Below are 19,797 nucleotides of genomic sequence, written 5' to 3'. Positions count from 1 at the left end.
GGTTGACCCTGTCCGGCCTTCGGAATGCTTCAATGAGCGGGCATGGTTCCCGCCACGACAACGTGCTTCAACAACGAGGCGATCTCAGCAATCCGCGCGCTGCGTGCGGTGAGGTTCAGCATCTGCCGCAATGAGCCGCGCGTGTCATGCATGAGGCTCGAAATCCATGAGGTGCGCGAAGCATTTTGTAGTTCGAGCAGTTCCGCTCCTATCTCGATCCACGACATGCATTCATCCACTTGCTGTGCGGATGCCGCGGGCAAAGCGATCCGTAGGAGCGCGTCGATGCTACGGCTTTGCCACGGTCATTGACCGAAATAGATGCTGTCCCGTGCTTCCGGCTCGGTCACGGTACGGCGCCCGCTTTGCGAGCGGCCCGTCACGGCGCCGCCGAAGGAAGAGGTGCGGGCGCTCCCGGCGTTCGTGTTGGCGTTCTGGAGCGCGGCGGCTGCGCGCAGTTGAGCGGAGGGGTAGGTGGCATCGGGCGCGTCGAACACGCCAGCTTCGCGGGCCTGAACGAGCTCGGCCCGAACTTCTTCGCGCGTCTTGCCATGGGCGGCAGGTTCGGCGAACACAGACGACGATACGATGGCGCCGGCAATGACGACGGGGATCAGAAAGCGTTTCATTTCGTGCTCCTTGGCGGATAGATGAGAAGCTGTTCGGCGATCAAGCGGCTAATCTGCGATCTGCCGTTTGCTTGTTCGTCGATCGGTGAATGCATTATTGCCACCGGCCTTCTATCCGCCAATTCCCGAAATGTGCGTACCGTCCAGGAGAAAATGCACAAGCTGTTGCTGCGCGCTGCCCGCGTCAGCCGTTACCAGGAAAGCAGCTTGCAATGAACTGCATGACGCTGCGGATCGCAGGAGCGTGCCGCAGATCGTTGTGAATGGAGAGCCATATCTCGCGCTGCAACGGCTGGCCCGGCCCCTCGACGATGCTGAGACTCTCGTCCCAGTCCCCGAGGAAGTAGGGCAAGATGGCCACGCCGACACCTGCCCGCGCGGCCGCTGCCTGGACATCCAGGCTATTGCTGCGCAGAATCACAGGACGTGACTTCGCCTGCGTGGCCAGCCAGATGTGTTGAGCGGATCCGTCGAGACTGTCGTCATATCCGATGAATTCGTAGTCTTCGGGCGCATGCGACGCCAGATATTCCGGCGACGCATAAAACGCGAACGCAACCACGCCGATCTTGCGCGCGACGAGATCGGACTCGGTCGGCCTGCTCAGACGAACGGCAATATCCGCTTCCCTTCGTATCAGCGACACATTGCGCGTGTCGGCGATCAAGCGGACGTGAAGCGCGGGGTGCTGCACGCGCAGCCTGCCTAAGTGAGGGGCAATGACACTGCTGGACATCGACGGCGGCGCGCTGATCACCACTTCGCCGCTAACGACTTCCTGTCCGCCGACCGACATCCGCTCCACGGCAAACGACTCTTCCTGCATGCGCTTGCCCCGTTCGGCGATGCGTTCGCCGTCTGCCGTCAGCACATAGGCGCGTGGGCGGCGATCAACCAGCTTCAGTTCGAGGGACTGTTCGAGCGAGGCGATTCTGCGCGCGACGGTCGCATGATCGACCTTCAAATGCCGAGCTGCTTTCGCGAGCGATTGTTCCTGACTGAACGCGACGAAGTGGCGTAAATCCTCCCAGTCGAACATGAGTTTTCTCCTGTCGCTTTGATCGTTGCAAATCCCCAGGTTGGGATAACTGGACAAGCATATTAGAAGCAAACATGACAGACGTCACAGAAATTGCGTTGTGAAGGGTATGTGCATCGGTGCATATGACCTATGCATCTTTGCGGAATGGCGGGCAGCTTCAGGGCACCTTCCTGTCGTTTGCACATCGATGGCAGCGAAGGTGACATGGAGGAGACGGGTCTAGATATAAACCCTTGCGCCTACGATGCAGGATGATGGACGCATGTCGCCTAATTCAGGTGTTTCAACCAAAATTCGCGACAATTACATTAACAACATCTACCACACCGCCGATAGTATTGTGGAAATCACTACTCGTAGCCGGATATAGCACCTACGTCACGCTCGATTCCCGCATGCATCCCGCTCCGATGTACCCGTCACACCCTGCTACTGGCCAGGCGCCCGGCAATGGCGTCGCCAACAGGTGAAATCGGGTCGACGGTGGCGATCGTTTCTTGCGATGCCGCGTGCGTGCGTTAGCGTCGTCAATGCCTCCCTCGCCAACGCTCGACGCTCGTGCTGGGCGTCTGAGGAATCAGATCATTTCGCGGCTGATTGGCAGTCCCATACAGGAGGCAATATGCACATAGGCGTTCCGAAGGAGATCAAGAACCACGAGTATCGTGTCGGTCTCACGCCGTCTTCCGTGCGCGAGATCGTCGCGCATGGACACAGCGTGGACGTCGAGACAGGCGCTGGCGCAGGCATCGGCGCAGCGGACGACGCGTACCGGGCGGCGGGCGCGCAGGTTGCGCCCAGCGCAGAAGCGGTGTTCGCCGCTGCCGACATGATCGTCAAGGTGAAAGAGCCCCAGCCGCCCGAGCGTGCGATGCTGCGCCCAGGACAGATTCTTTTCACCTATTTGCACCTCGCGCCGGACCCCGAGCAGTGCGCCGATCTCGTCCGAAGCAACGCGGTCTGCATCGCCTATGAGACCGTCACGCAACGCGGCGGCGGACTGCCTCTGCTCGCGCCCATGTCCGAGGTTGCGGGCCGCATGTCGATTCAGGCGGGCGCGTTCAGCCTGGAACGCGCGCACGGTGGCAAGGGCATCCTGCTTGGCGGCGTGGCGGGCGTGCCCCCCGCGAAGATCGTGATCCTCGGCGCCGGCGTGGTCGGCACCAATGCCGCGCAGATGGCTGTCGGCACGGGTGCGCAGGTCGTCGTAATCGACCGCAATGTCGACGCGCTGCGACGCATGGACCGGCTGCTGGGCGCACGCGTGATCACCGTGTATTCGAATCAGGACAACATCGAACGACAAGTGCTCGATGCCGACCTCGTGATCGGCGGCGTGCTCGTGCCCGGCGCCGCTGCGCCCAAACTCGTCACGCGCAAGATGGTCGATGCGATGAGCCCCGGCTCCGTCATCGTCGATGTCGCGATCGACCAGGGAGGGTGTTGCGAAACCGCGAGGCCTACGACTCACGCGGACCCCACGTACAAGGTTGGCGAAGTCGTACACTACTGTGTCGCAAACATGCCTGGCGGTGTGCCGCGCACGTCCACGTATGCGTTGAATAACGCGACGCTTCCCTTTGTCCTGAAAATCGCCGACCAGGGCTGGCGCAAGGCGCTTACCGACGACGAACATCTGCGTAGCGGCCTGAATGTCGCGTTCGGCAAAGTGACCTGTCCCGAGGTCGCTGAAGCACTGGGCTACCCCTGCGAGGATGCAGGTGCCATCGCCACTGAATAGCAAAAACATCGAGACGAAGCGCGGGGGGCTTATCCCGTCGCGCTCTCGAGCCAACATGGCGGCGAGAGTCGCGCCCAATCAGACTTGGTCAGGTTCCCACTGCGAACATCTGTATTGCGCGAAATTCCGGTTTGCCGAACTGTATTTGGCTGGTCGTCGACTATCGGTCCAGTTTGAGACGTTCGAGGGTAATCCACGAATCGTTGAACAATCGTGACTTAAAGATAATACGTGGCGAAAGCCGTCCTCGGACACGGGATGTCACGAGGCCTCCAAACATGAGTTGATCTGTTATCCGAAGCGCCATGCACTCCGGATAACAGGATGTGGTTCCGGATTTATGCGATGCCGGCGCCGAGTGCCGGAAACACGTCGGTAAACAGCAAAGTGATCAATTGTTGTCCGGCCGGGGTGGACCAGTCCTGCGCGATTTCCGCCATGAGCGTGTTGGTGGCGGTGAGCACCACGCCCGCATCGTGCATCCGTTGACGCGAAAACTCTTCGGAAAGATCGCTGGGCGATCCTGAAGCATCCATCACTGCCTGCACGCCAAAACCTTCGAGCGCAGCGTCGATTGCCGGGAAGATCAGGCAAACGTCGGTGGTCACGCCCGCCATGATCAGGTTCTTGCGCCCCGTGGCAAGCACCGCATCGCGGAAGTCGGGATAGGCCCACGCGTTGACGACGCCGGGGCGCTTGATTCGTGCCGCGTGCGCTTCGGGCAGGATCGCGGCGATTTCCGGAAGAATCGGGCCTTGTGCGCGATCTTCCTGACTGGACGTGATCACGACCGGCAGATTGAGGATCTTCGCCATCTTGGCTAGCGCAATCGACTGTTTGGCGGCGAGTTCGCGGTCGATATTCTTGATCAGTTGCATCGTGCCGACCTGATGGTCGATCAGCAGCAAGGCGGTGTTGTCGGCAGTGAATCGTTCAACCTTCATGAGGTAGCTCCTAAGTGGTGATGGGGCGCATGCCCCGGGGTGTGTGGCGGCCTGTTACAGGCTTCCCATCTCGCCACGTTGGTAGGCGGCGGTTGCCGCGATCAGGCTCTCCCGGCTCGAAAAAGCCATCGGTCCATTTGAAAACACGGGTTGGCGCAACGGTTCGCCGATGAACACGGCGACCTTGGCGCCGCCAGCTTTGGCAGCGAGCTTGTGCATCACCGCTTCAGTCGCGGTCGGCAGGATCGGGACACGAAGGTCGTCGAGACCGAAGCTTTCGCCATCGAGCTCCGCGCTGCCGAAGATCGGCATGAAGAAGGCGCGCTTGCCTGCGGCCACCGATAGCAGCAGTTCAGCGCCTTCCTCCAGCGTGATGTCCAGCAAAGTGACCTCGGTTGGCGGCATCAGCGGGGAGCGCACGCCGTCAAAGCTGCCCAGGGGGACGCGGACCCGGACACCGGGGCGCTGCACCACCGGTACGTCCTGCGGGGCCAGGCTGAGCGCGAACGGCGCCGCGTTCTGCCGTTCCCGAGGAAGGTTGATGAAGATCTGCAGCAGGTGGGTGGTACTTCCCGGCACCGCGGGATTCTCTTCATGGACGACACCCCTTCCGCCAGCGGTCCAATGCAGGCCGCCCGGCTCGATCAGTGTGCTGTTCCCCTGCGAATCGCGGTTGGCAATGCCCGTCTCCGAGTCGAGGAACAGGTACGTCACCGCGGAGAAGCCGGCGTGCGGATGCGGTAGGAACGTTGGCGCGCTCATCCAGGCGTGGTCGACGCCCATAAAAGGATCGAGTTGCGAGGGATCGGAACCGTGCAGGCTGTATGCGCGGAAATGGCTTCCCCGGTTGGCGCGCTGCATGCGCGCAGTGACTGTCGACATGACGGCAGTCCTCAGGCGTTACCGGCTGGGCTCAGCACGGGGTAGTCGATATAGCCCTGTGCGCCGGGCGAGTAGAACGTGTTCTTGTCGGGGGCATTGAGCGGCGCACCCACACGAAACCGCTCCGGCAGGTCCGGGTTGGCGAGGAAGGCACCGCCGAAGACCGTGGCGTCAGCGCGTCCCTCTGCCAGCAGGTTTTCAGCCGCGGCCTGGTCGAGTCCTCCTCCGACCAGATAGGCGCCATCGAAACGCGGTCGCAACAGTGCGTGGTAATCGACGCTCGTACCGAACATGGCGACGTGCAGGTACGCGAGATTGGTGCCGCGCAGATGGTCGACGAGATACGTGTAGGTTTCCTGCGGCGCAGTGTCGAAAATGTCGTTGAAGTTCATCTCCGGCGAGATCTTGATGCCGACCCGCTCACCACCGGCCTCTGCCACCATCGCCTCCAGCACTTCGAGAACGAAACGGGCACGGTTCGCAACGGAACCGCCGTATTCATCCTCACGCTGATTGCTGCCGGACGAGAGGAACTGTTCAGGCAGATAGCCCGAAGCAGCATGCAACTCGACGCCATCGAAGCCGGCTTCCAGAGCGCGACGCGTCGCCCTACGGTACTCATCAACCACACCGGCGATCTCATCCAGGCGCAGCGCTCTCGGCGTCACGAATTTCTCCATGCCGTTGTCGGTCCAGGTCTCGCCCGTCGGCTTGATGGCCGACGGTGCCACCGGCAGCGCGCCATCCGGCTGCAGCGACGGATGCGAGATACGCCCGCTGTGCATCAGTTGCATGAAGATACGTCCGCCGCGGGCATGCACGGCTTCGGTGGCCCGCTTCCATACGCTCACCTGTGCATCGCTGTGGATACCGGGCGTACGCACATAGCCCTTACCGGTCGCGGAGGGAAACACGCCCTCGGTAATGATCAGACCCGCGCTGCTGCGCTGGGCGTAGTACGTGATGACAACGTCGTCTGGAACGCCTGCATCATCGGCGCGCGAACGGGTCATCGGGGCCATGATCATCCGGTTCGGAAGGGACAGGCCGCCAATGCGAACAGGGGTGAAAAGCTGACTCATGTTGTGCTCCTCAGTGGTGATGTGTTCATCAGATGGAGTCATCATCCGGCAAACCACTGACGGGATAAAGATGGCAAAATGGAAGTCATTGGGCCATTTATGGAGCAGTGGGATGGAGTTCCTGAACGACATGGCGTTGTTCGTGGAGGTGGTCAAGGCGAAAAGTTTCCGCCGCGCGGCCGAGGCGATCGGAGTGCCGAACTCGACGCTGTCGCGCCGGATCAGTGCGCTGGAGAAGGCAATCGGCTTGCGCCTTCTGCATCGCACGACCCGCAAGATCGAGCTGACCGAAGCAGGCCAGCTCTATTTCGAGCGCGCGAGGCGCATCGTGGACGAAGCGCGGCTTGCGCACGAGCAACTCGGCGAGATGCTAGCCCAGCCAGTTGGCGTGTTACATGCGTCGTTGCCGGTGGATTTTGCGAATATCTTCCTCGCGCCGCTGCTCGCGGAATTCGCTCGCCGCTATCCCGGCATCACCTTCGAATTCGATCTGACGCCGCGCCGCGTCGATCTGGTAGCTGAGCCCTTCGATGTCGCGATCCGCATGGGTGAGCCGCCTAGTTCGAATCTGATCGCACGACAGCTTGCCCGACTACCGCGTTATCTCTATGCATCGCCGCGTTATATCGAACAGTATGGCGAGCCCGCCGAACCGGCCGACCTCTTGCGACATGAGTGCGTGCGCCTCAGTCCGGCAGAGGTCAACGGATGGACGCTGCACAGCGAAAGTGAAACGGCAGAGGTCACAGTGGGTGGTCGGTTCTTGCTCAACAGCGTCGGCATGGTTCGGCGACTCGCGACCCTGGATCTGGGCATCGTTGTGCTGTCGGAAGAAATCGCGGCCGATGATGTTGCCACTGGGCTCTTGCGCCGGGTGATGCCAGCATGGCAGGCCCCACCTATTCCCGTGTACGCCATCACCGAGACACGGTTGTTGCCAGCGAAGACGCAGCGCTTTATTGAATTTCTGCGAGAGCACCTAGGGGGAGGAGTGCCTGTCAGCAAGCTTCGAAATTGAAGTGCGGCCATTCTTGGAATCGCGGTGGTCCCGACGCCGCTTTCCAACGAAGTTCGCAGCAAGACCACTTGAGCGTCCGCTATGGATTGCCGCGAATGTCCCTGATGGGGTGCCTTTCCTGCCGTTCGACAGTCAACCGTGATGCGGCCGCTGCACGCCTCTTACCTGTCGCTCGCGACGCCGCCGGTGAGGATGTCAGGGTCACGGCTGATTCGAAGGCACACTCAAGACCCTGAGCAGTCAATCGCCTTCTCGGTATCCCTTATGTCGCGAGCGTTAATTGTCGACGATCTATAGGCCGCGGTCGATTGTCCGAAACTGGGCCGACATACGCCAACGGTTTCCTTTGCGCGCGAAGTCCGGCCGGCAACGCACCGAACGGCGGACCCGGCCAACGATCAGGTGCGTTTAGCCAGATAGGCATCGACCAACTCGACCAGTCGTTCCCGCCCGAAGCTCCCGTCGTGTCCAGCATGGACGACTTGCACGGGCAATTCACGCAAGCGCTTCATCGTGCGCACATAAGTCGGAATATCAGCACCGCCTATCTCGTCCAGCAGCGGGCCATCGTAGATCGCATCGCCCGAGAACAGCGTGCCGGATGCCGCTTCCCATAGGCCGATGCTACCCGGCGAGTGGCCGGGTAGATGCAGGACCTCAAAATGCCGGTTGCCGAGATCGACGATGTTCCCTTCCTTGACGATTTCCGTGACCGTCGCGGCGCGCACGCGATAGTCGGACATCGAGTAATCTGCGCTGGGAAGGGCCGTGATCAGATCGCCGTCGAACGGATAACCTGCTTCGCGATACCGGCGAATCGCTTCGTCGCCCAATACCGACGCGAGAAGGGTGCCTGGCTCACGCGGCGAGCGCAGATTCTCTGCCTCCAACTCGTGAACCAGCGTGTGCTCGAACTCATGATGTCCACCGATATGATCCGAGTGCGTATGCGTGGCAACGGCGGTGACGTCCTTCTGCAGCAGGTGCCTGGCTGCCTCCTGCAGACTGACGATACCCATTCCCGTGTCGATCATCAGATCCCGGTCGCGGCCGCGCACATGCCAGATATTGCAGCGCATCAGCGGCACGACATGGGGTTCCCAAAGTAGGGTAATGTCGTCGCTGATGCGTTTGAGTTCGAACCATCGGTCGGCAATCGGTAACTTGGTCATGTGGGGTCGCTCACGGTAAGAGCTGTTACTTTGACACACTCCGCATCGCACTTCGAGAGCGTTGACTCAAGTCGCGTCGTTCAGAGCATTCTCATGCGAGAGGGTTTCGATCAATTGCTCTGCGGACATTGGACGGCCAAGCAGAAAACCTTGCAGGGAATCGCAACCAAGCCGGGTCAGGAACTCTTGCTGCGCCGCAGTCTCCACGCCCTCGGCGACGATGTTCAGATTGAGCGTCTGGCCCAGTGCCACGATTGCGGAAACAATCGCTGCGTCTTCGGTGTCGCGGGCGAGATCACGGATAAACCCGCGGTCGATTTTCAGTTCACTGGCCGGTAACCGCTTGAGATAGAGGAGGCTCGAATACCCCGTACCAAAATCGTCGATTGAAATATTCACGCCCATGCCGCGAAGCTGCTGCAGGATTCGTAAGCTTGCGTCGGCATCGCGCATCGCCGTCGACTCGGTGACCTCGAGCGTCAGGCAGCCTGGCTCCAGCGCATAACGCTTCAAGGCGTCCCGCACCGTTTGAATCAGACTTGCATGGCCGAATTGCAGCGCCGACAGGTTGACCGCCATGGTCCAGTCACGCCGGCCCGCTTCGCGCCACTCGCTGATCTGCCGGCAGGCCTCGTCCAGCACCCATTCACCGATTGGCACGATCAACCCCGTTTTCTCCGCCAGGGGGATGAACTGGTCCGGCGCAATGAGCCCGCGAGTCGGATGCGACCAGCGCACCAGCGCTTCTACGCCGACTACCGGCCCGTTGGGCGCGGTGAACTTGGGCTGGTATTGGAGAATCAGTTCATGTCGTTCAAGAGCTAAACGGAGATCCTGCATGAGTTGTAGCTGCTCATGCACATTGGCATTCATCGACGCTTCGAAGAAACAGTAAGTGTTGCGTCCCAACGCCTTCGCGTGATACATCGCCGCATCGGCATTGGTCAGCAGGTCGTCCTGACGGGCGCCGTCGCCGGGGTAGATCGCAATACCGATGCTGGTCGAGATGCGCAGCAGGCGGTCGGCCACCTGAAAGGGCTCCTGAATGACCCTGAGCACTTTGTCGGCGAGGGTCGCCGCGTCGGCCGGTTCGGCTACTCCCGCCAGTAGCACGAATTCGTCGCCACCCACGCGGGCGATCGTGTCCTGTGACCGGACGTTCAACCCGATGCGCTGGGCGACTTCGACGAGCAACAGGTCGCCGATGTGATGGCCGTAGGCATCGTTGACCGTCTTGAACCCGTCCAGGTCCATGAACATCAGCGCGAAGCGGCTATTTTCCCGATTCGCGCTCTGGATCGCACGATCGAGCCGGTCTTCCAGCAACACGCGATTGGGGAGTTTGGTGAGATTGTCGTGTAGCGCCAGGTAGGTCAGTTCCTGATTGGCCTCGGCGAGTGAAATCGCCAGGATGGCGGTGCGCGATTCCAGACGCAGATCGAGTACGGAAATGATCAGCGCGATAGCAAGCACCGCTAGCGTGACGATGATGATCACTATCGCCAGCCACCCGACGTCCCCCCCATCACGCGCCGCGCGGCACACGCTTCCAAGCGGGAACTGCGCCGCCATCATGCCGGTGTAATGCATCCCGACAATGGCAAAGCCCATTACGATCGCCGCTCCCGCACGCAAGGGCCGAACCCGCGGTGAAAGGCGGCGCAGGTTGTATGCGATCCACAAGGCTGCGCCTGAAGCGACGATCGCGATGACGACGGACAAAATGAACAGGGACGGTACGTACTGGATTTCGGGAGCCATGCGCATTGCCGCCATGCCCGTATAGTGCATGGCGGAAACCCCGGCGCCCATTAGTACCGCGCCGCAAACCAGACGTGACCACGGCAACTCGTTTCGAGCCACAAGCCACAGCGCGAATGCTGAGGATGCAATGGCGATCAAAAGCGAGAGCACCGTGATCGCGGGATCGTAGCCAAGCGGAATCGGCAAGCTGAATGCCAGCATGCCGATAAAATGCATCGACCAGATCCCTGTGCCCATCGCGCATGCACCGCCAGCCAGCCACCAACGGGCTGCGCGTCCCTGAGCACTAGAAATGTGACCGGCCATGTCCAGCGCAGTATAGGAGGCCAAAATCGCTACAAGCAGCGAAAACAGGACAAGCAGGCTGTTGTAGCTGCTGGCAAACATGGCAAATTCCCCGTGGGCGTTGATCCGACCTCCCTGGACTGCTTCCGATTCGCCTTCGCACGACTGCATCAATGGTTGAAACACCAGGTCGCCTTGTATAACGACCTAGCGGGCATGCAACTTTAGCCGGACTCTGTAAAGGGCCGCGGGCCGATAATCCGGTACGCTGGATTCACCGCTCGCTGCCCGATGGGGGACTTCCAAATCTGCGGTGAGCGCTGCTATTCCAGTGTTTGACGGTATGCGGCGGCGAAAAAACGTCCAGTAGCTTGATCGCCGTTTATTTCGTTCCGAAGCAAATGCGAATGTCCGGTCTCGACGAAACCGAGGTTAGAAACAGGCGAGAGGGACACCGTGCAGACGGACGCATCGAGAGGCGGATGGGCAAGACCTTCGCCCACGAGTTCGTCGGTTGCCGGAATCAACCTTTTTAGTTTTGGTCCAGCGTGTCGCGCGGGAAGAACGTGCGCGACTCAAAAGCCGGCATCACGACGGTCGCGCCTGCCGAAGTAAGGCGGACATTGCAGGTCTGATCGACTCGCTTATCGTGCCTGTAAATGACCGCGCCAGGGCCGCCATTACATTCGGCAGCATGTTCGAAGAGGCGCATTTCGCGCCCGTTCTCGATTGATCTCGTGATGACGAAGCCGTCGGCATGGACTGCCGTTACGCCGACGAGGGCTGCTATCCCAACTACGACTTTTATCATCTGCATGATGGGGACCTCCGGGTCAGGCCGCGTGTCGCACTTGCCGAGCGCCGGTGGGTCGGAGCCGATGCGAATATGACCATACTAGATTGTGCTGCTTTCAAATCCCACCGTCGCTGCCGCCAGCCACCGGTCTCACGGCGGCATACGATAGTCACCCTGTAATCCCTTGTCGACTCCGAGTGCTGCCCGGGAACCTGGTAGCGGATATGCTCGATCTGGACAACGTGCCACAAGTCACCGGATGATTTGACCACAAGTCGTTCAAACATGCTTGTCTGCAGAAAAATGTGAAGCCACACAATCGAGGCACGGACCAATTGCTGCCCAAGGTCAGAAACTGGCGGTACTCGGCTTGGAGACGATCGGTTGAGTTTGTTATGCGTTGTTCGATGCCTGCCCTTGTCCGTTGCCCCATGAGTGCACGACGACGCGTGTGGGCAGGCATTGGACAACGTTTAACAACAGCCGCGCGTGCGCGATGGCGCCGCAGAGCTGCTGTTAACCGAGCTGCGCGACTCGCCCGACGGCCGCATTGGGAGAAAATTGGGCACTGCGGCTCTCAGCCAGTTTCGGCCAACAATCCACTTCCACTAAGTGTCAGCTTCCCGTCAGCTCGCGAGCGTGACTATGGCATCCCGCTGATGTGCCGTCTAAGCATTAAGCAGTGGGAATGGTTCCGCCGTCGATGACATATTCCGCTCCGCTGATGGCTGCCGCACGCGGTGAAATCAGAAAGGCGATCAGGTTGGCGACTTCCGCAGGTTTCGACGGACGTCCGAGAGGGATACCGCCCAGTGCATCCATGATGATCTGTTTGCCGCCTTCGTAATCCGTACCGGCCTGGCTGGCGAGCCGTTCCGCCAGGCCGACGGCCGCTTCGGTTTCCACCCAACCCGGCGACACGCGCACGATGCGCACGCCTTTCGGCGTTACCTCCTTCGACAGGCTCTTGCTGTACGTGGACAGCGCAGCCTTGGCGGCAGCATAAGCTGTGGTCGATGCGGGCAACGGCAGTCGATGCTGGATGGACGTGACGTGGATGATGACGCCAGCGCCCTGTGCAATCATCTTGGGCAACAACGCCCGATCGAGTCGTACCGCGGGGAACAGGTTGAGGTTCAGTTCCCTCTGCCACTCCGTATCATCCAGCGCGGCGAAGCCGCCGGCCGGGCCCGAAGATCCGCCCAGGACATGGACGATGGCATCCACTCCTCCGAGCCTGTCCTCGACAGCCTGTGCCACGGTGGCGCAACCTTCAGGCGTGGTCAGGTCGGCCGCGATGAACATCGCTTCGGGAATAAAGTCCGGCTTGGCTCGGGCCGTGGTGAGGATGTCCGCGCCGAGTTCGCCGAGCAGTTTGACGACGGCCTTGCCAATGCCTTTGGTTCCGGCCGTGACGAGCACGCGCGCGCCGGCGAGTTCGAGATTCATGGTGATCAGTGAATCTTTAGAAAATCTATCTGGTTGTCGGTCAGCCGGAAAACATGGTTGAGATCGGCAGGAGTTCCAGGGAAGTTACCGACATACCTGGCCACGACCGTTACGCCCGCATCGTCTTGCACAGCCGTCAACGGTTCGATGCGATAGGCATATTTACGCTGCGCTTCCGCCAGCCAAGCCTCGATTTCCTCGTGTCCCTGGTAAGTCTGTCCTTCATCGTGGACGACCGATTTTTCGGAAAAAGCGCGCCGTAGGGCCGAAGGCGCAGCGCCGTTGCTCACCTGAAAAAAGGTCGCAACCGAATCCGGTAGTGAAATGCTCATGTCTGAAGCCTTTGTGGCAAGCTGGGCGATACGGTAATTTTCACCATAAACTCGCAACCCAACAAGAACGCACGGAAAAGTAAGCTACGTACCCATGGGAAAGGTCTATACCCCCGCGACCGCCGCCACCGGCGTCGAAGAAGTGTTCAAGTTGCTGGAGGGGCGCTGGAAGCTGGTCATCCTGTTCCATCTATTCGATGGCAAGGTGCAGCGCTTCTCCGATTTAGAGAAGCTCATCCCCGGTATTTCGCAGAAGATGCTGGCGCAGCAGCTACGCCAGCTGGAGGCCGATGGCATCGTGGCGAGGAAGCTCTATCCCCAGGTTCCGCCTAAGGTGGAATATCGGTTGACCGACTGGGGACAGGCAATCTGCCCCGCCTTGGACGCACTCCTCAAATGGGCGGAGCAGCGGGACGAGTTGCCCAAAGCCGACTAAAACCCGATGTGGCGCCTCACGCGGCTTCTTTTGACTGCTGGAGCAAGCCAAGGCGAATCAGGCACTCGGCCTTGGCGACAATGGCCTCTTCGCTCGAACGGGTTGCACAGCCGAGCAGTGTTGCAATGCCTCTCATTCCAGGGTTGCTGAGCGCTGCGAGGCGCACCAGCCGCTTGGAGAGCGTTTGCCGACGCTTGCGATGCATTCGAACCCGCCGGCGCCACGATTGTCGGAAGCGATGTCTGGATCGGTTCCGAGGCGATGATCATGCCAGGTGTCCGCATTGGCCACATGGTGCCGTGATCGAAAGTCGCGCTCTCGTAACGAAGAATGTTGAGCCTTATATGGTCATCGGCGGCAACCCAGCGAAGCCGATTCGAAAGCGGTTTTCGGACGGAGAAATTGAAATACTGCTTGAGATGAACTGGTGGGACTGGCCGTTCGAAGAAAACAGCCAGTCGATGGGACCTTTGGCCGACGCGATCAAGACACGCGAGATTGAGAGGGGTACCAGAGGGACGTTTTGAGCGTTTCGCCGGACAAAGTGCCTGCCGTCGATCGTCGCATCGCGATGTGCGTGACACATATGCTCATCGCATTGGGCAGCCCTTTGGCCATGAAGAGACGGTCATCGATCTCGCCGTGAACGGGCCGCTCTTCGGCCTTATGCAAAGCTTCTCATAGGCCGAATCCAGGCGGCCACTATTCCGCGTCTGATCAAGGTTCGTTGCTGTAAGCATGCGCCACCTTTACCATGCCTATTAAACGACCACGACCGAGTCAATTTTTGACCCGCTTTGTTGCTTGCGGACCCTGCACAATTATTGAGCATAGGCTAGTGGAGGAATCGATGCTGGAAAGCGAAACACGCTTCCGAACGATGTTGGACGCGGCTCCTGTGATGATCTGGATGTCGGATACGGATCGGCTGTGTACGTTTTTCAACAGGCGGTGGCTGGATTTTACGGGGCGCACGCTGGAGCAGGAAATGGGCAACGGGTGGTCAGAGGGCGTGCACCCGGACGATTTCGAACGCTGCCTGAACGTTTATGTCTCATCGTTTGACGCACGCAAGGATTTCACGATGGAATACCGTCTGCGAAGACGGGATGGCGTGTATCGCTGGATCCTCGATACCGGCGTGCCGCAGGAGGACGTCGACGGTACGTTTCTCGGCTATGTTGGTTCATGCGTCGACATCACCGACCGCAGGCAGGCTGAAGAAAAATTCCGAAGCGCTCTGGAATTCCTGCCGGTTGCAATTCTCATGGTTGATCAACACGGGCGGATTGTGCTGGCCAACGAGCAGACCGAAAAGCTCTTCGGGTATCAACGCGACGAACTGATTGCACAGCCTGCGACTATGCTCGTCCCACAGCTGCTGGGCGATAGCGGGGCTATGCCGCAATCCGAGACCTTACGCATTGCACACGCTTCGACAGTGGGGGCGCCTTGCGATCTGTTCGCACGGCGCAAGGACGGAACGGAGTTCCCGGTCGAGGCCGGACTCAAGACGGTTCGATTCGAAGATGACGAGACTGTGCTCGCGGTCATCATCGACAAAACAGAGCGATATGAACTGTACCAAAACCGGCAGCAACTGGCCCATCTGACGCGCGTATCGATGATGGCTCAACTAGCAGTGTCGCTCGCACACGAACTGAACCAGCCCCTTACCTCAATTCTGGGCAACACTCAGGCCGCCCAGCGGTTTATGGCCACGGATCCGGTCGATCTGGCCGAAGTGCTCGAGATACTGAAAGACATTGTTCAGGAGACCAACCGCGCGAGCGAAATAATCCGGCGGATTCGCACCTTTCTCAAGAAAGGCGAGCGAGAAATCGCGCCGCTCGATCCGGTCGCTGTAATCCGCGACGCGGTGCAGTTGTTGCAATTTGACGCGATCGCGCGCGGTATGCGCATGTCAGTCCACTACGATGCCACTCCGGCCACAGTGCACGGCGACAAGGTACAGTTGCAGCAGGTCATGCTCAATCTCTTGCTCAATGCGTTCGACGCAATGGACGGTCGTCCGGCTAGCGACCGTATGGTGGCCGTGTCCATCACGCTTCAGAGCCCCCAAGTAGTGCGCGTTGCGGTGCGCGATCGCGGGGCGGGCCTGCCCGGCGACCTGCTCGCGCTGATCTTCAACCCGTTTGTCACCTCGAAATCCCAAGGCCTTGGCCTTGGGTTGTCGATCAGCCGTACCATCATCGAGATGCATGGCGGGCGGCTATGGGCTGAAAACAATACGGATCAAGGCGCGACGTTTTACTTTACGTTACCCGTAGGGGACGCCGCATAGCTAGACGCCTTGCAGTCGGTGCCGTGATCGACCGGGCTCAACGGCCTTTCTGGTTGATGACGGCGGTTTCGTCGCGCCAACATGACGGCACTCCAGGGCGGGTCGAGGGTCGGCTTATCCGACTTCTCACAAGACCGAATAGCGGACATGCCGCTGTATGGGCTTGTATGGCCGCCTTGGGTCGCAACCGGAAGTTCGCGGTGGGATCGGTACCGAGGGCGGGCCGCGGCGGAGGTTCGCTGCCCTGCCGCTACAACTGTTGCAGCGGCAGGAGAAGACATTCATCGCGAGCGCGGATTTTGGTACAGCGTCGTAAAGGTGTTCCAGCCCGACCACGATCACACTTGTTACCGCCTTTACTCGACGATGCCGACCAGATCGTCGATGTCCTTCTGGATACGCATCCGTGCCTCCCGTACGGCGGCATCAGGTGTGTTGGCAACGAGTGGGAGCATCAAACCCGAACCCTTAAATTCGGTTTCGAAATGCACCCATGCTGCGTAAGCGCAAACACCGGAAGCCTTTTGCACTAGGTTCACCGTTACGTTGTATGTGCGTTGCTTGCCATGCTTGCGGGTGTACTGAAAACGGCTTAACAGTGGTTTGGACATCATGTTTCCTTGGCTTTGCTGCTTCCGATTCGACCTATTTGCTGAGGAAGCAGTCGTTCACTGCCTCAGGGCCGTCTGCCGGATGCCGCGGAGTGTCGTTAGCTATTTGCTGCCTCGTCCGAGGCTGATGATCTGCGGAACGGGGAGCGAGGCATCGGTACGCCATCCACGAAAGCGCTCGCGCAGCGCACGGCAAACTCGTATGCACAGGTCTGGTTTGCGAACTGACCAAGATCACCCAATGAGGTGGATTCGCCGTCTTCCTTCAAAATGCAGGCGCGGGCTACGAACGTGTTTCCGTCCCTTATCGTCGACGCCTGAATCAGTGCGCCGCGGTGAAATAGAACCATTGCATGCCCTCATGATTTCAGAATATGAAAGCATATTGTAATGTTGTTATCTTTGCGCGTGGTGACTGTTACCTTTCCACATAAAGTGCTTAAGTGTGACGACGACACTGTCAAATTGAGGAAATCAACCTGACTGAAATCCCACTTCGAGATGCGGCACTGCCGCCTAACCGAGCTGCGAGCAGAAAATACGTCGCAAATGACGCCAGTGCCTATAATGAAAGCTAAGTGTAATTTATAGCGGCGTCAATGTCGATGTCGCGAGCGGTTAAGAGCGCGTCGGATACAGCCCGCACGTCGAGCGAGGGGAAATGTCATGTTCAAGCATCTGCTGGTGCCGACCGACGGCTCGGCACTTTCCGAAGTCGCAGTCCAGATGGCGGTGACGCTCGCCGCCGAAAATGACGCCTCGGTTACGGGACTTCATGTCATGCCGGAGTTCCATGTTTTGGCATATGGAACCGAAATGCTCGCGGATACCGAGGAGAGATTCGTTCAGGTCAACAGGGAGCGTGCAGAAGCCTTTCTCGTGGCTGTCACGAAGGCCGCAAGCCAAGCGGGCGTGATATGCGAAACGGTTGCCACCACCCGCGCTCATCCTTATGAAGCGATCATCAGCACCGCCATCGAGCGAAATTGTGACCTGATTGTCATGGCGTCCCACGGACGCAGCGGTGTGCGTGGCCTGTTGATCGGCAGCGAGACACAGAAGGTACTGACCCATAGCGCTATTCCCGTTCTGGTGGTGCGGCAGTCGACACATACGGGCGTAGTGGGCGAAGCAGGAGCCCGCAAGCAATCGACAACATCGAAGTCTTCGTCGCCTCATGGATTCATCATCGGGCGAATTCCGCTTGCAGTTACTCCGGCACTGTCAACTTAACGGAATTGCTGGCCGGCGTCAGTGCGCCAAAAATGCTATTGAAGCGGGATATTGGTCAGGCCGATTAGCTTAAGTTGACATTACCTCAGCCGTTACTTGTGGGCCGCGCGCGAGCGCTCATCTCAAACCCTGTGCCATGCTGAAGGTGTCGGTATGCCGAAAATCTATTGGAAGCTGGAGAGGATCGCGTTCTCGCTCGTCGTGCTGTTGGCGCTTGCATGTTTCGGCCTCATCGTATGGCAGAAGAATCCCGGCATGACGTTGGCGATTCAGACGGGTGGCGAAATGCTGATGCCGAGCAGTGAACATTTGCTCGGCTGCATGGTGCCGGATCAAGGCGGTTGTGAGCGGATGTTGATCGAGCTGAAAACACCGGACAAGACCTGATTCGCACGCAATGAACGGACACGAGTGTCCGGCGTGTTCTATGCAGTCCCGTGATTGATGCCAGCGGCGCACGCCTTTGCAGCGAGCGCAAACGTCGAACCACTTCGCGCGCGACGTGCTCGCGCGCTTGGTGGTGACTTCGACAATCTACTAACCACGACTTCACGTTACGGATCGCGGCAAGCTGCGAAACCGTCGCTACAGTGAAGCGTTATGCGGCCTTGGTACGATGCCCATCCTCGGTTCCAACGTGAAGATACACGGCCACCGGCAAAATCGCTGCCATTAACCAGTTTTCGCTGGCTGCTTCGCGCGGGACTCTACGTACCTGCCTGCGTCACGGCCTACGGTGTAACCAGTCGCGCATTGGGTGCGTGTCCAGCCACCGAAGTTGCCGATTCCGATGATGTTCGCGTCTGTAGTGCTCCGCAATCAGGATAGCAGCCATGATCAGGACGATCGCCCCAAGAAACACTGCCGAAATTGACTCGACCATGGTCGTCTCCTTGCTCGCGATCATACTTATATCTTAGGTCATGGCAACGAGCATGGACGGCGAATATCCAGGCCACTGAAGGGGCGGCCAACGCTCCCAGACAACCAATACGGCTCGCGAGACTGTCGTCTGAGACTTACCGCCATCGATCCCAATATTTGGCATGCCGCAAAAACTGGTCTAAAGTATTTATCAGACGTAAAACAATAGGGCGCAGGCCAAAACCACATTAGGGGGCGCACATGGGTATGTTCTTTGACCAGGACATCGCGCATATTGCACGCGTGATGGTTCCATCATTGACAGGAGACCTCGGCGGACCAATCCTGTCGGCTAAATACTGGCGCGGACGGCTCCACGAGCTTCTGAATCGGACTCACCTGACGCGCGCCCAACTCTGCGCGCTGGATAGTTTGCTGCTTCAACTGGACGACTTTGAGGCCCATGGCCGGCCGACGCCATCGGGAAGCACTTGTCCGCGTCGCCCGGAATCTCGACAACATCGAACGCCGCGCCAGAACATTTCTTGATCTGGCTCCCTGCGGATTCTTTCCGGCGGTCGCATAAAAAGAAGCCGCAGGACTTGCCCACGGCTACTTAACACACAAAACGCGGGGATTCGTCCGCGTTAATGAAAGCTTATAGCCCAGATATGGTGGCAACAAGCCAAATGTCCATGATTTGCCTCTTCTTGCCACATTCGCGACACAGCTCGTCCCCAGCTAATTCCCGGTATCGCCAGTCACAACGTTAATATCGTGACGCAGTTACGCGGGGCAGTGCCGCCTTCGACGGTGTGTAAATCGCCGGACGCGGGACGCATCGCCCACTGTGCGCGCAGCATCTCTGCGCGCCAAGGCATCGATGGCGCCATCTCGCTGGTTCATTTCCTCCAGGCGAAGCTTGCATAGGATGTCGAAGCAAATGTAGGAAGTGAATCCAGTGATCGCACCGCTGAATAAGGATTCGAAGCCTGCGAAGACACTCAAAAAAGAAACGGGAAAAAGTTCTCTTAAGCATCGCAAACGTACGTGCTGTCGCTTCTGGAGATCTTGATCTGCCTACTTACATTCAATGACCGGTTTAACCGGGAGGAACCGCCGTTTCGATAGCCGAGGATCCAACGCCCGGGATGAGGTCGACTACGGTCTCTCGTCGCTATTGTGTGTGACGTATACATCTCGTCGAACACG

Annotated in this window: 20 protein-coding genes and 1 pseudogene; 8 read left to right on the top strand and 13 right to left on the bottom strand. The window is 59.2% G+C overall.

All coding sequences use genetic code 11. The features are described from left to right. Positions 1–29: 29 nt before the first annotated feature. From P0D96_RS23810 to P0D96_RS23800, 3 genes are all read right to left on the bottom strand, one after another. Positions 30–227, bottom strand: a complete 198-nt coding sequence (locus tag P0D96_RS23810) for a hypothetical protein (protein WP_408294436.1) — start codon at positions 225–227, stop codon at positions 30–32. Between the two features lie 78 nt (positions 228–305). Further along, complete coding sequence (locus P0D96_RS23805; RefSeq protein WP_408294433.1) at positions 306–629, bottom strand: DUF4148 domain-containing protein; 324 nt, start codon at positions 627–629, stop codon at positions 306–308. Positions 630–813: 184 nt separating this feature from the next. Beyond that, positions 814–1,668, bottom strand: a complete 855-nt coding sequence (locus tag P0D96_RS23800) for a LysR family transcriptional regulator (protein WP_132381075.1) — start codon at positions 1,666–1,668, stop codon at positions 814–816. A gap of 625 nt (positions 1,669–2,293) precedes the next feature. Between P0D96_RS23800 and ald the strand changes: the two genes are divergently transcribed. After that, complete coding sequence (gene ald / locus P0D96_RS23795; RefSeq protein WP_408294429.1) at positions 2,294–3,412, top strand: alanine dehydrogenase; 1,119 nt, start codon at positions 2,294–2,296, stop codon at positions 3,410–3,412. Positions 3,413–3,750: 338 nt separating this feature from the next. On the opposite strand, the gene P0D96_RS23790 is transcribed toward ald, so the two are convergent. From P0D96_RS23790 to P0D96_RS23780, 3 genes are read right to left on the bottom strand one after another with little or no spacing between them, the layout of a single operon-like run. Then, the gene (locus P0D96_RS23790) at positions 3,751–4,356 is read right to left on the bottom strand and encodes an isochorismatase family protein (RefSeq protein WP_211701399.1); all 606 of its coding nucleotides are present in this window, start codon (positions 4,354–4,356) and stop codon (positions 3,751–3,753) included. Positions 4,357–4,410: 54 nt separating this feature from the next. Then, positions 4,411–5,238: a pirin family protein gene (locus P0D96_RS23785; RefSeq protein ID WP_408315571.1), complete on the bottom strand. Its 828-nt coding sequence runs from the start codon at positions 5,236–5,238 to the stop codon at positions 4,411–4,413. Positions 5,239–5,249: 11 nt separating this feature from the next. Then, positions 5,250–6,320: an alkene reductase gene (locus tag P0D96_RS23780; protein ID WP_408315677.1), complete on the bottom strand. Its 1,071-nt coding sequence runs from the start codon at positions 6,318–6,320 to the stop codon at positions 5,250–5,252. Between the two features lie 112 nt (positions 6,321–6,432). Here P0D96_RS23780 and P0D96_RS23775 point away from each other — a divergent pair, with 112 nt between their 5' ends. Further along, the gene (locus P0D96_RS23775; RefSeq protein ID WP_408315569.1) at positions 6,433–7,338 is read left to right on the top strand and encodes a LysR family transcriptional regulator; all 906 of its coding nucleotides are present in this window, start codon (positions 6,433–6,435) and stop codon (positions 7,336–7,338) included. Between the two features lie 398 nt (positions 7,339–7,736). On the opposite strand, the gene P0D96_RS23770 is transcribed toward P0D96_RS23775, so the two are convergent. From P0D96_RS23770 to P0D96_RS23750, 5 genes are all read right to left on the bottom strand, one after another. After that, the gene (locus P0D96_RS23770) at positions 7,737–8,510 is read right to left on the bottom strand and encodes an MBL fold metallo-hydrolase (RefSeq protein ID WP_132381370.1); all 774 of its coding nucleotides are present in this window, start codon (positions 8,508–8,510) and stop codon (positions 7,737–7,739) included. Positions 8,511–8,576: 66 nt separating this feature from the next. Continuing rightward, on the bottom strand, positions 8,577–10,661 hold the full coding sequence (locus P0D96_RS23765; RefSeq protein ID WP_408315567.1) for a putative bifunctional diguanylate cyclase/phosphodiesterase: 2,085 nt from the start codon (positions 10,659–10,661) through the stop codon (positions 8,577–8,579). 430 nt (positions 10,662–11,091) lie between these two features. Then, positions 11,092–11,376 (bottom strand): hypothetical protein, encoded by a 285-nt coding sequence (locus tag P0D96_RS23760; RefSeq protein ID WP_132381065.1) that lies wholly within the window; start codon positions 11,374–11,376, stop codon positions 11,092–11,094. Positions 11,377–12,030: 654 nt separating this feature from the next. Further along, complete coding sequence (locus tag P0D96_RS23755) at positions 12,031–12,810, bottom strand: SDR family oxidoreductase (RefSeq protein WP_408315675.1); 780 nt, start codon at positions 12,808–12,810, stop codon at positions 12,031–12,033. Next, positions 12,810–13,136, bottom strand: a complete 327-nt coding sequence (locus P0D96_RS23750; RefSeq protein WP_408315565.1) for a nuclear transport factor 2 family protein — start codon at positions 13,134–13,136, stop codon at positions 12,810–12,812. Before P0D96_RS23750 ends, P0D96_RS23755 begins: the two co-directional genes overlap by 1 nt. 94 nt (positions 13,137–13,230) lie before the next feature. On the opposite strand from P0D96_RS23750, the gene P0D96_RS23745 reads away from it, so the two are divergent. Further along, complete coding sequence (locus P0D96_RS23745; RefSeq protein WP_132381059.1) at positions 13,231–13,572, top strand: winged helix-turn-helix transcriptional regulator; 342 nt, start codon at positions 13,231–13,233, stop codon at positions 13,570–13,572. A 16-nt stretch (positions 13,573–13,588) separates the two neighbouring features. On the opposite strand, the gene P0D96_RS23740 is transcribed toward P0D96_RS23745, so the two are convergent. After that, positions 13,589–13,777, bottom strand: a complete 189-nt coding sequence (locus P0D96_RS23740; RefSeq protein ID WP_408315563.1) for a hypothetical protein — start codon at positions 13,775–13,777, stop codon at positions 13,589–13,591. Here P0D96_RS23740 and P0D96_RS23735 point away from each other — a divergent pair. Both P0D96_RS23735 and P0D96_RS23730 read left to right on the top strand, forming a co-directional pair. Continuing rightward, positions 13,753–14,099 (top strand): annotated as a pseudogene (locus P0D96_RS23735) (CatB-related O-acetyltransferase); the annotation flags it as partial. The gene P0D96_RS23740 and the pseudogene P0D96_RS23735 overlap by 25 nt on opposite strands. A gap of 323 nt (positions 14,100–14,422) precedes the next feature. Beyond that, positions 14,423–15,877 carry a PAS domain-containing sensor histidine kinase gene (locus P0D96_RS23730; RefSeq protein ID WP_408315561.1) on the top strand — a complete coding sequence of 485 codons (1,455 nt, stop codon included), beginning with the start codon at positions 14,423–14,425 and terminating at the stop codon, positions 15,875–15,877. A gap of 356 nt (positions 15,878–16,233) precedes the next feature. Here the strand turns inward: P0D96_RS23730 and P0D96_RS23725 are convergent, their stop codons facing one another. Continuing rightward, positions 16,234–16,491 carry a hypothetical protein gene (locus P0D96_RS23725; RefSeq protein ID WP_342960157.1) on the bottom strand — a complete coding sequence of 86 codons (258 nt, stop codon included), beginning with the start codon at positions 16,489–16,491 and terminating at the stop codon, positions 16,234–16,236. 663 nt (positions 16,492–17,154) lie between these two features. Between P0D96_RS23725 and P0D96_RS23720 the strand changes: the two genes are divergently transcribed. The 3 genes from P0D96_RS23720 to P0D96_RS23710 all read left to right on the top strand — a co-directional run bounded on the left by P0D96_RS23720 (position 17,155) and on the right by P0D96_RS23710 (position 19,134). Beyond that, a complete protein-coding gene (locus P0D96_RS23720; protein ID WP_132381051.1) occupies positions 17,155–17,721 on the top strand; it encodes a universal stress protein in 567 nt (188 codons plus the stop codon). Positions 17,722–17,874: 153 nt separating this feature from the next. Then, positions 17,875–18,108, top strand: a complete 234-nt coding sequence (locus tag P0D96_RS23715; protein ID WP_408180880.1) for a hypothetical protein — start codon at positions 17,875–17,877, stop codon at positions 18,106–18,108. Between the two features lie 738 nt (positions 18,109–18,846). Continuing rightward, entirely contained in the window at positions 18,847–19,134 is a 288-nt protein-coding gene (locus P0D96_RS23710; protein ID WP_408315558.1) for a hypothetical protein, read from the top strand. Positions 19,135–19,797: the final 663 nt, after the last annotated feature.

This window comes from Paraburkholderia sp. RL17-347-BIC-D (genome assembly GCF_046027915.1).
GTDB lineage: Bacteria > Pseudomonadota > Gammaproteobacteria > Burkholderiales > Burkholderiaceae > Paraburkholderia.
This window is presented reverse-complemented; position numbering and strand designations above follow the sequence as displayed.

What these genes read in the sequence shown, in the direction of transcription:
- P0D96_RS23775 (WP_408315569.1), top strand. Translation starts at nt 6,433, where the DNA reads ATGGAGTTCCTGAACGACATGGCGTTGTTCGTGGAGGTGGTCAAGGCG.
- P0D96_RS23745 (WP_132381059.1), top strand. Translation starts at nt 13,231, where the DNA reads ATGGGAAAGGTCTATACCCCCGCGACCGCCGCCACCGGCGTCGAAGAA.
- P0D96_RS23750 (WP_408315565.1), bottom strand. Translation starts at nt 13,136, where the DNA reads ATGAGCATTTCACTACCGGATTCGGTTGCGACCTTTTTTCAGGTGAGC.
- P0D96_RS23730 (WP_408315561.1), top strand. Translation starts at nt 14,423, where the DNA reads ATGCTGGAAAGCGAAACACGCTTCCGAACGATGTTGGACGCGGCTCCT.
- P0D96_RS23805 (WP_408294433.1), bottom strand. Translation starts at nt 629, where the DNA reads ATGAAACGCTTTCTGATCCCCGTCGTCATTGCCGGCGCCATCGTATCG.
- P0D96_RS23800 (WP_132381075.1), bottom strand. Translation starts at nt 1,668, where the DNA reads ATGTTCGACTGGGAGGATTTACGCCACTTCGTCGCGTTCAGTCAGGAA.
- P0D96_RS23810 (WP_408294436.1), bottom strand. Translation starts at nt 227, where the DNA reads ATGTCGTGGATCGAGATAGGAGCGGAACTGCTCGAACTACAAAATGCT.
- ald (WP_408294429.1), top strand. Translation starts at nt 2,294, where the DNA reads ATGCACATAGGCGTTCCGAAGGAGATCAAGAACCACGAGTATCGTGTC.
- P0D96_RS23770 (WP_132381370.1), bottom strand. Translation starts at nt 8,510, where the DNA reads ATGACCAAGTTACCGATTGCCGACCGATGGTTCGAACTCAAACGCATC.
- P0D96_RS23790 (WP_211701399.1), bottom strand. Translation starts at nt 4,356, where the DNA reads ATGAAGGTTGAACGATTCACTGCCGACAACACCGCCTTGCTGCTGATC.
- P0D96_RS23760 (WP_132381065.1), bottom strand. Translation starts at nt 11,376, where the DNA reads ATGCAGATGATAAAAGTCGTAGTTGGGATAGCAGCCCTCGTCGGCGTA.
- P0D96_RS23785 (WP_408315571.1), bottom strand. Translation starts at nt 5,238, where the DNA reads ATGTCGACAGTCACTGCGCGCATGCAGCGCGCCAACCGGGGAAGCCAT.
- P0D96_RS23765 (WP_408315567.1), bottom strand. Translation starts at nt 10,661, where the DNA reads ATGTTTGCCAGCAGCTACAACAGCCTGCTTGTCCTGTTTTCGCTGCTT.
- P0D96_RS23780 (WP_408315677.1), bottom strand. Translation starts at nt 6,320, where the DNA reads ATGAGTCAGCTTTTCACCCCTGTTCGCATTGGCGGCCTGTCCCTTCCG.
- P0D96_RS23725 (WP_342960157.1), bottom strand. Translation starts at nt 16,491, where the DNA reads ATGATGTCCAAACCACTGTTAAGCCGTTTTCAGTACACCCGCAAGCAT.
- P0D96_RS23740 (WP_408315563.1), bottom strand. Translation starts at nt 13,777, where the DNA reads ATGCATCGCAAGCGTCGGCAAACGCTCTCCAAGCGGCTGGTGCGCCTC.
- P0D96_RS23715 (WP_408180880.1), top strand. Translation starts at nt 17,875, where the DNA reads ATGCCGAAAATCTATTGGAAGCTGGAGAGGATCGCGTTCTCGCTCGTC.
- P0D96_RS23710 (WP_408315558.1), top strand. Translation starts at nt 18,847, where the DNA reads ATGGGTATGTTCTTTGACCAGGACATCGCGCATATTGCACGCGTGATG.
- P0D96_RS23720 (WP_132381051.1), top strand. Translation starts at nt 17,155, where the DNA reads ATGTTCAAGCATCTGCTGGTGCCGACCGACGGCTCGGCACTTTCCGAA.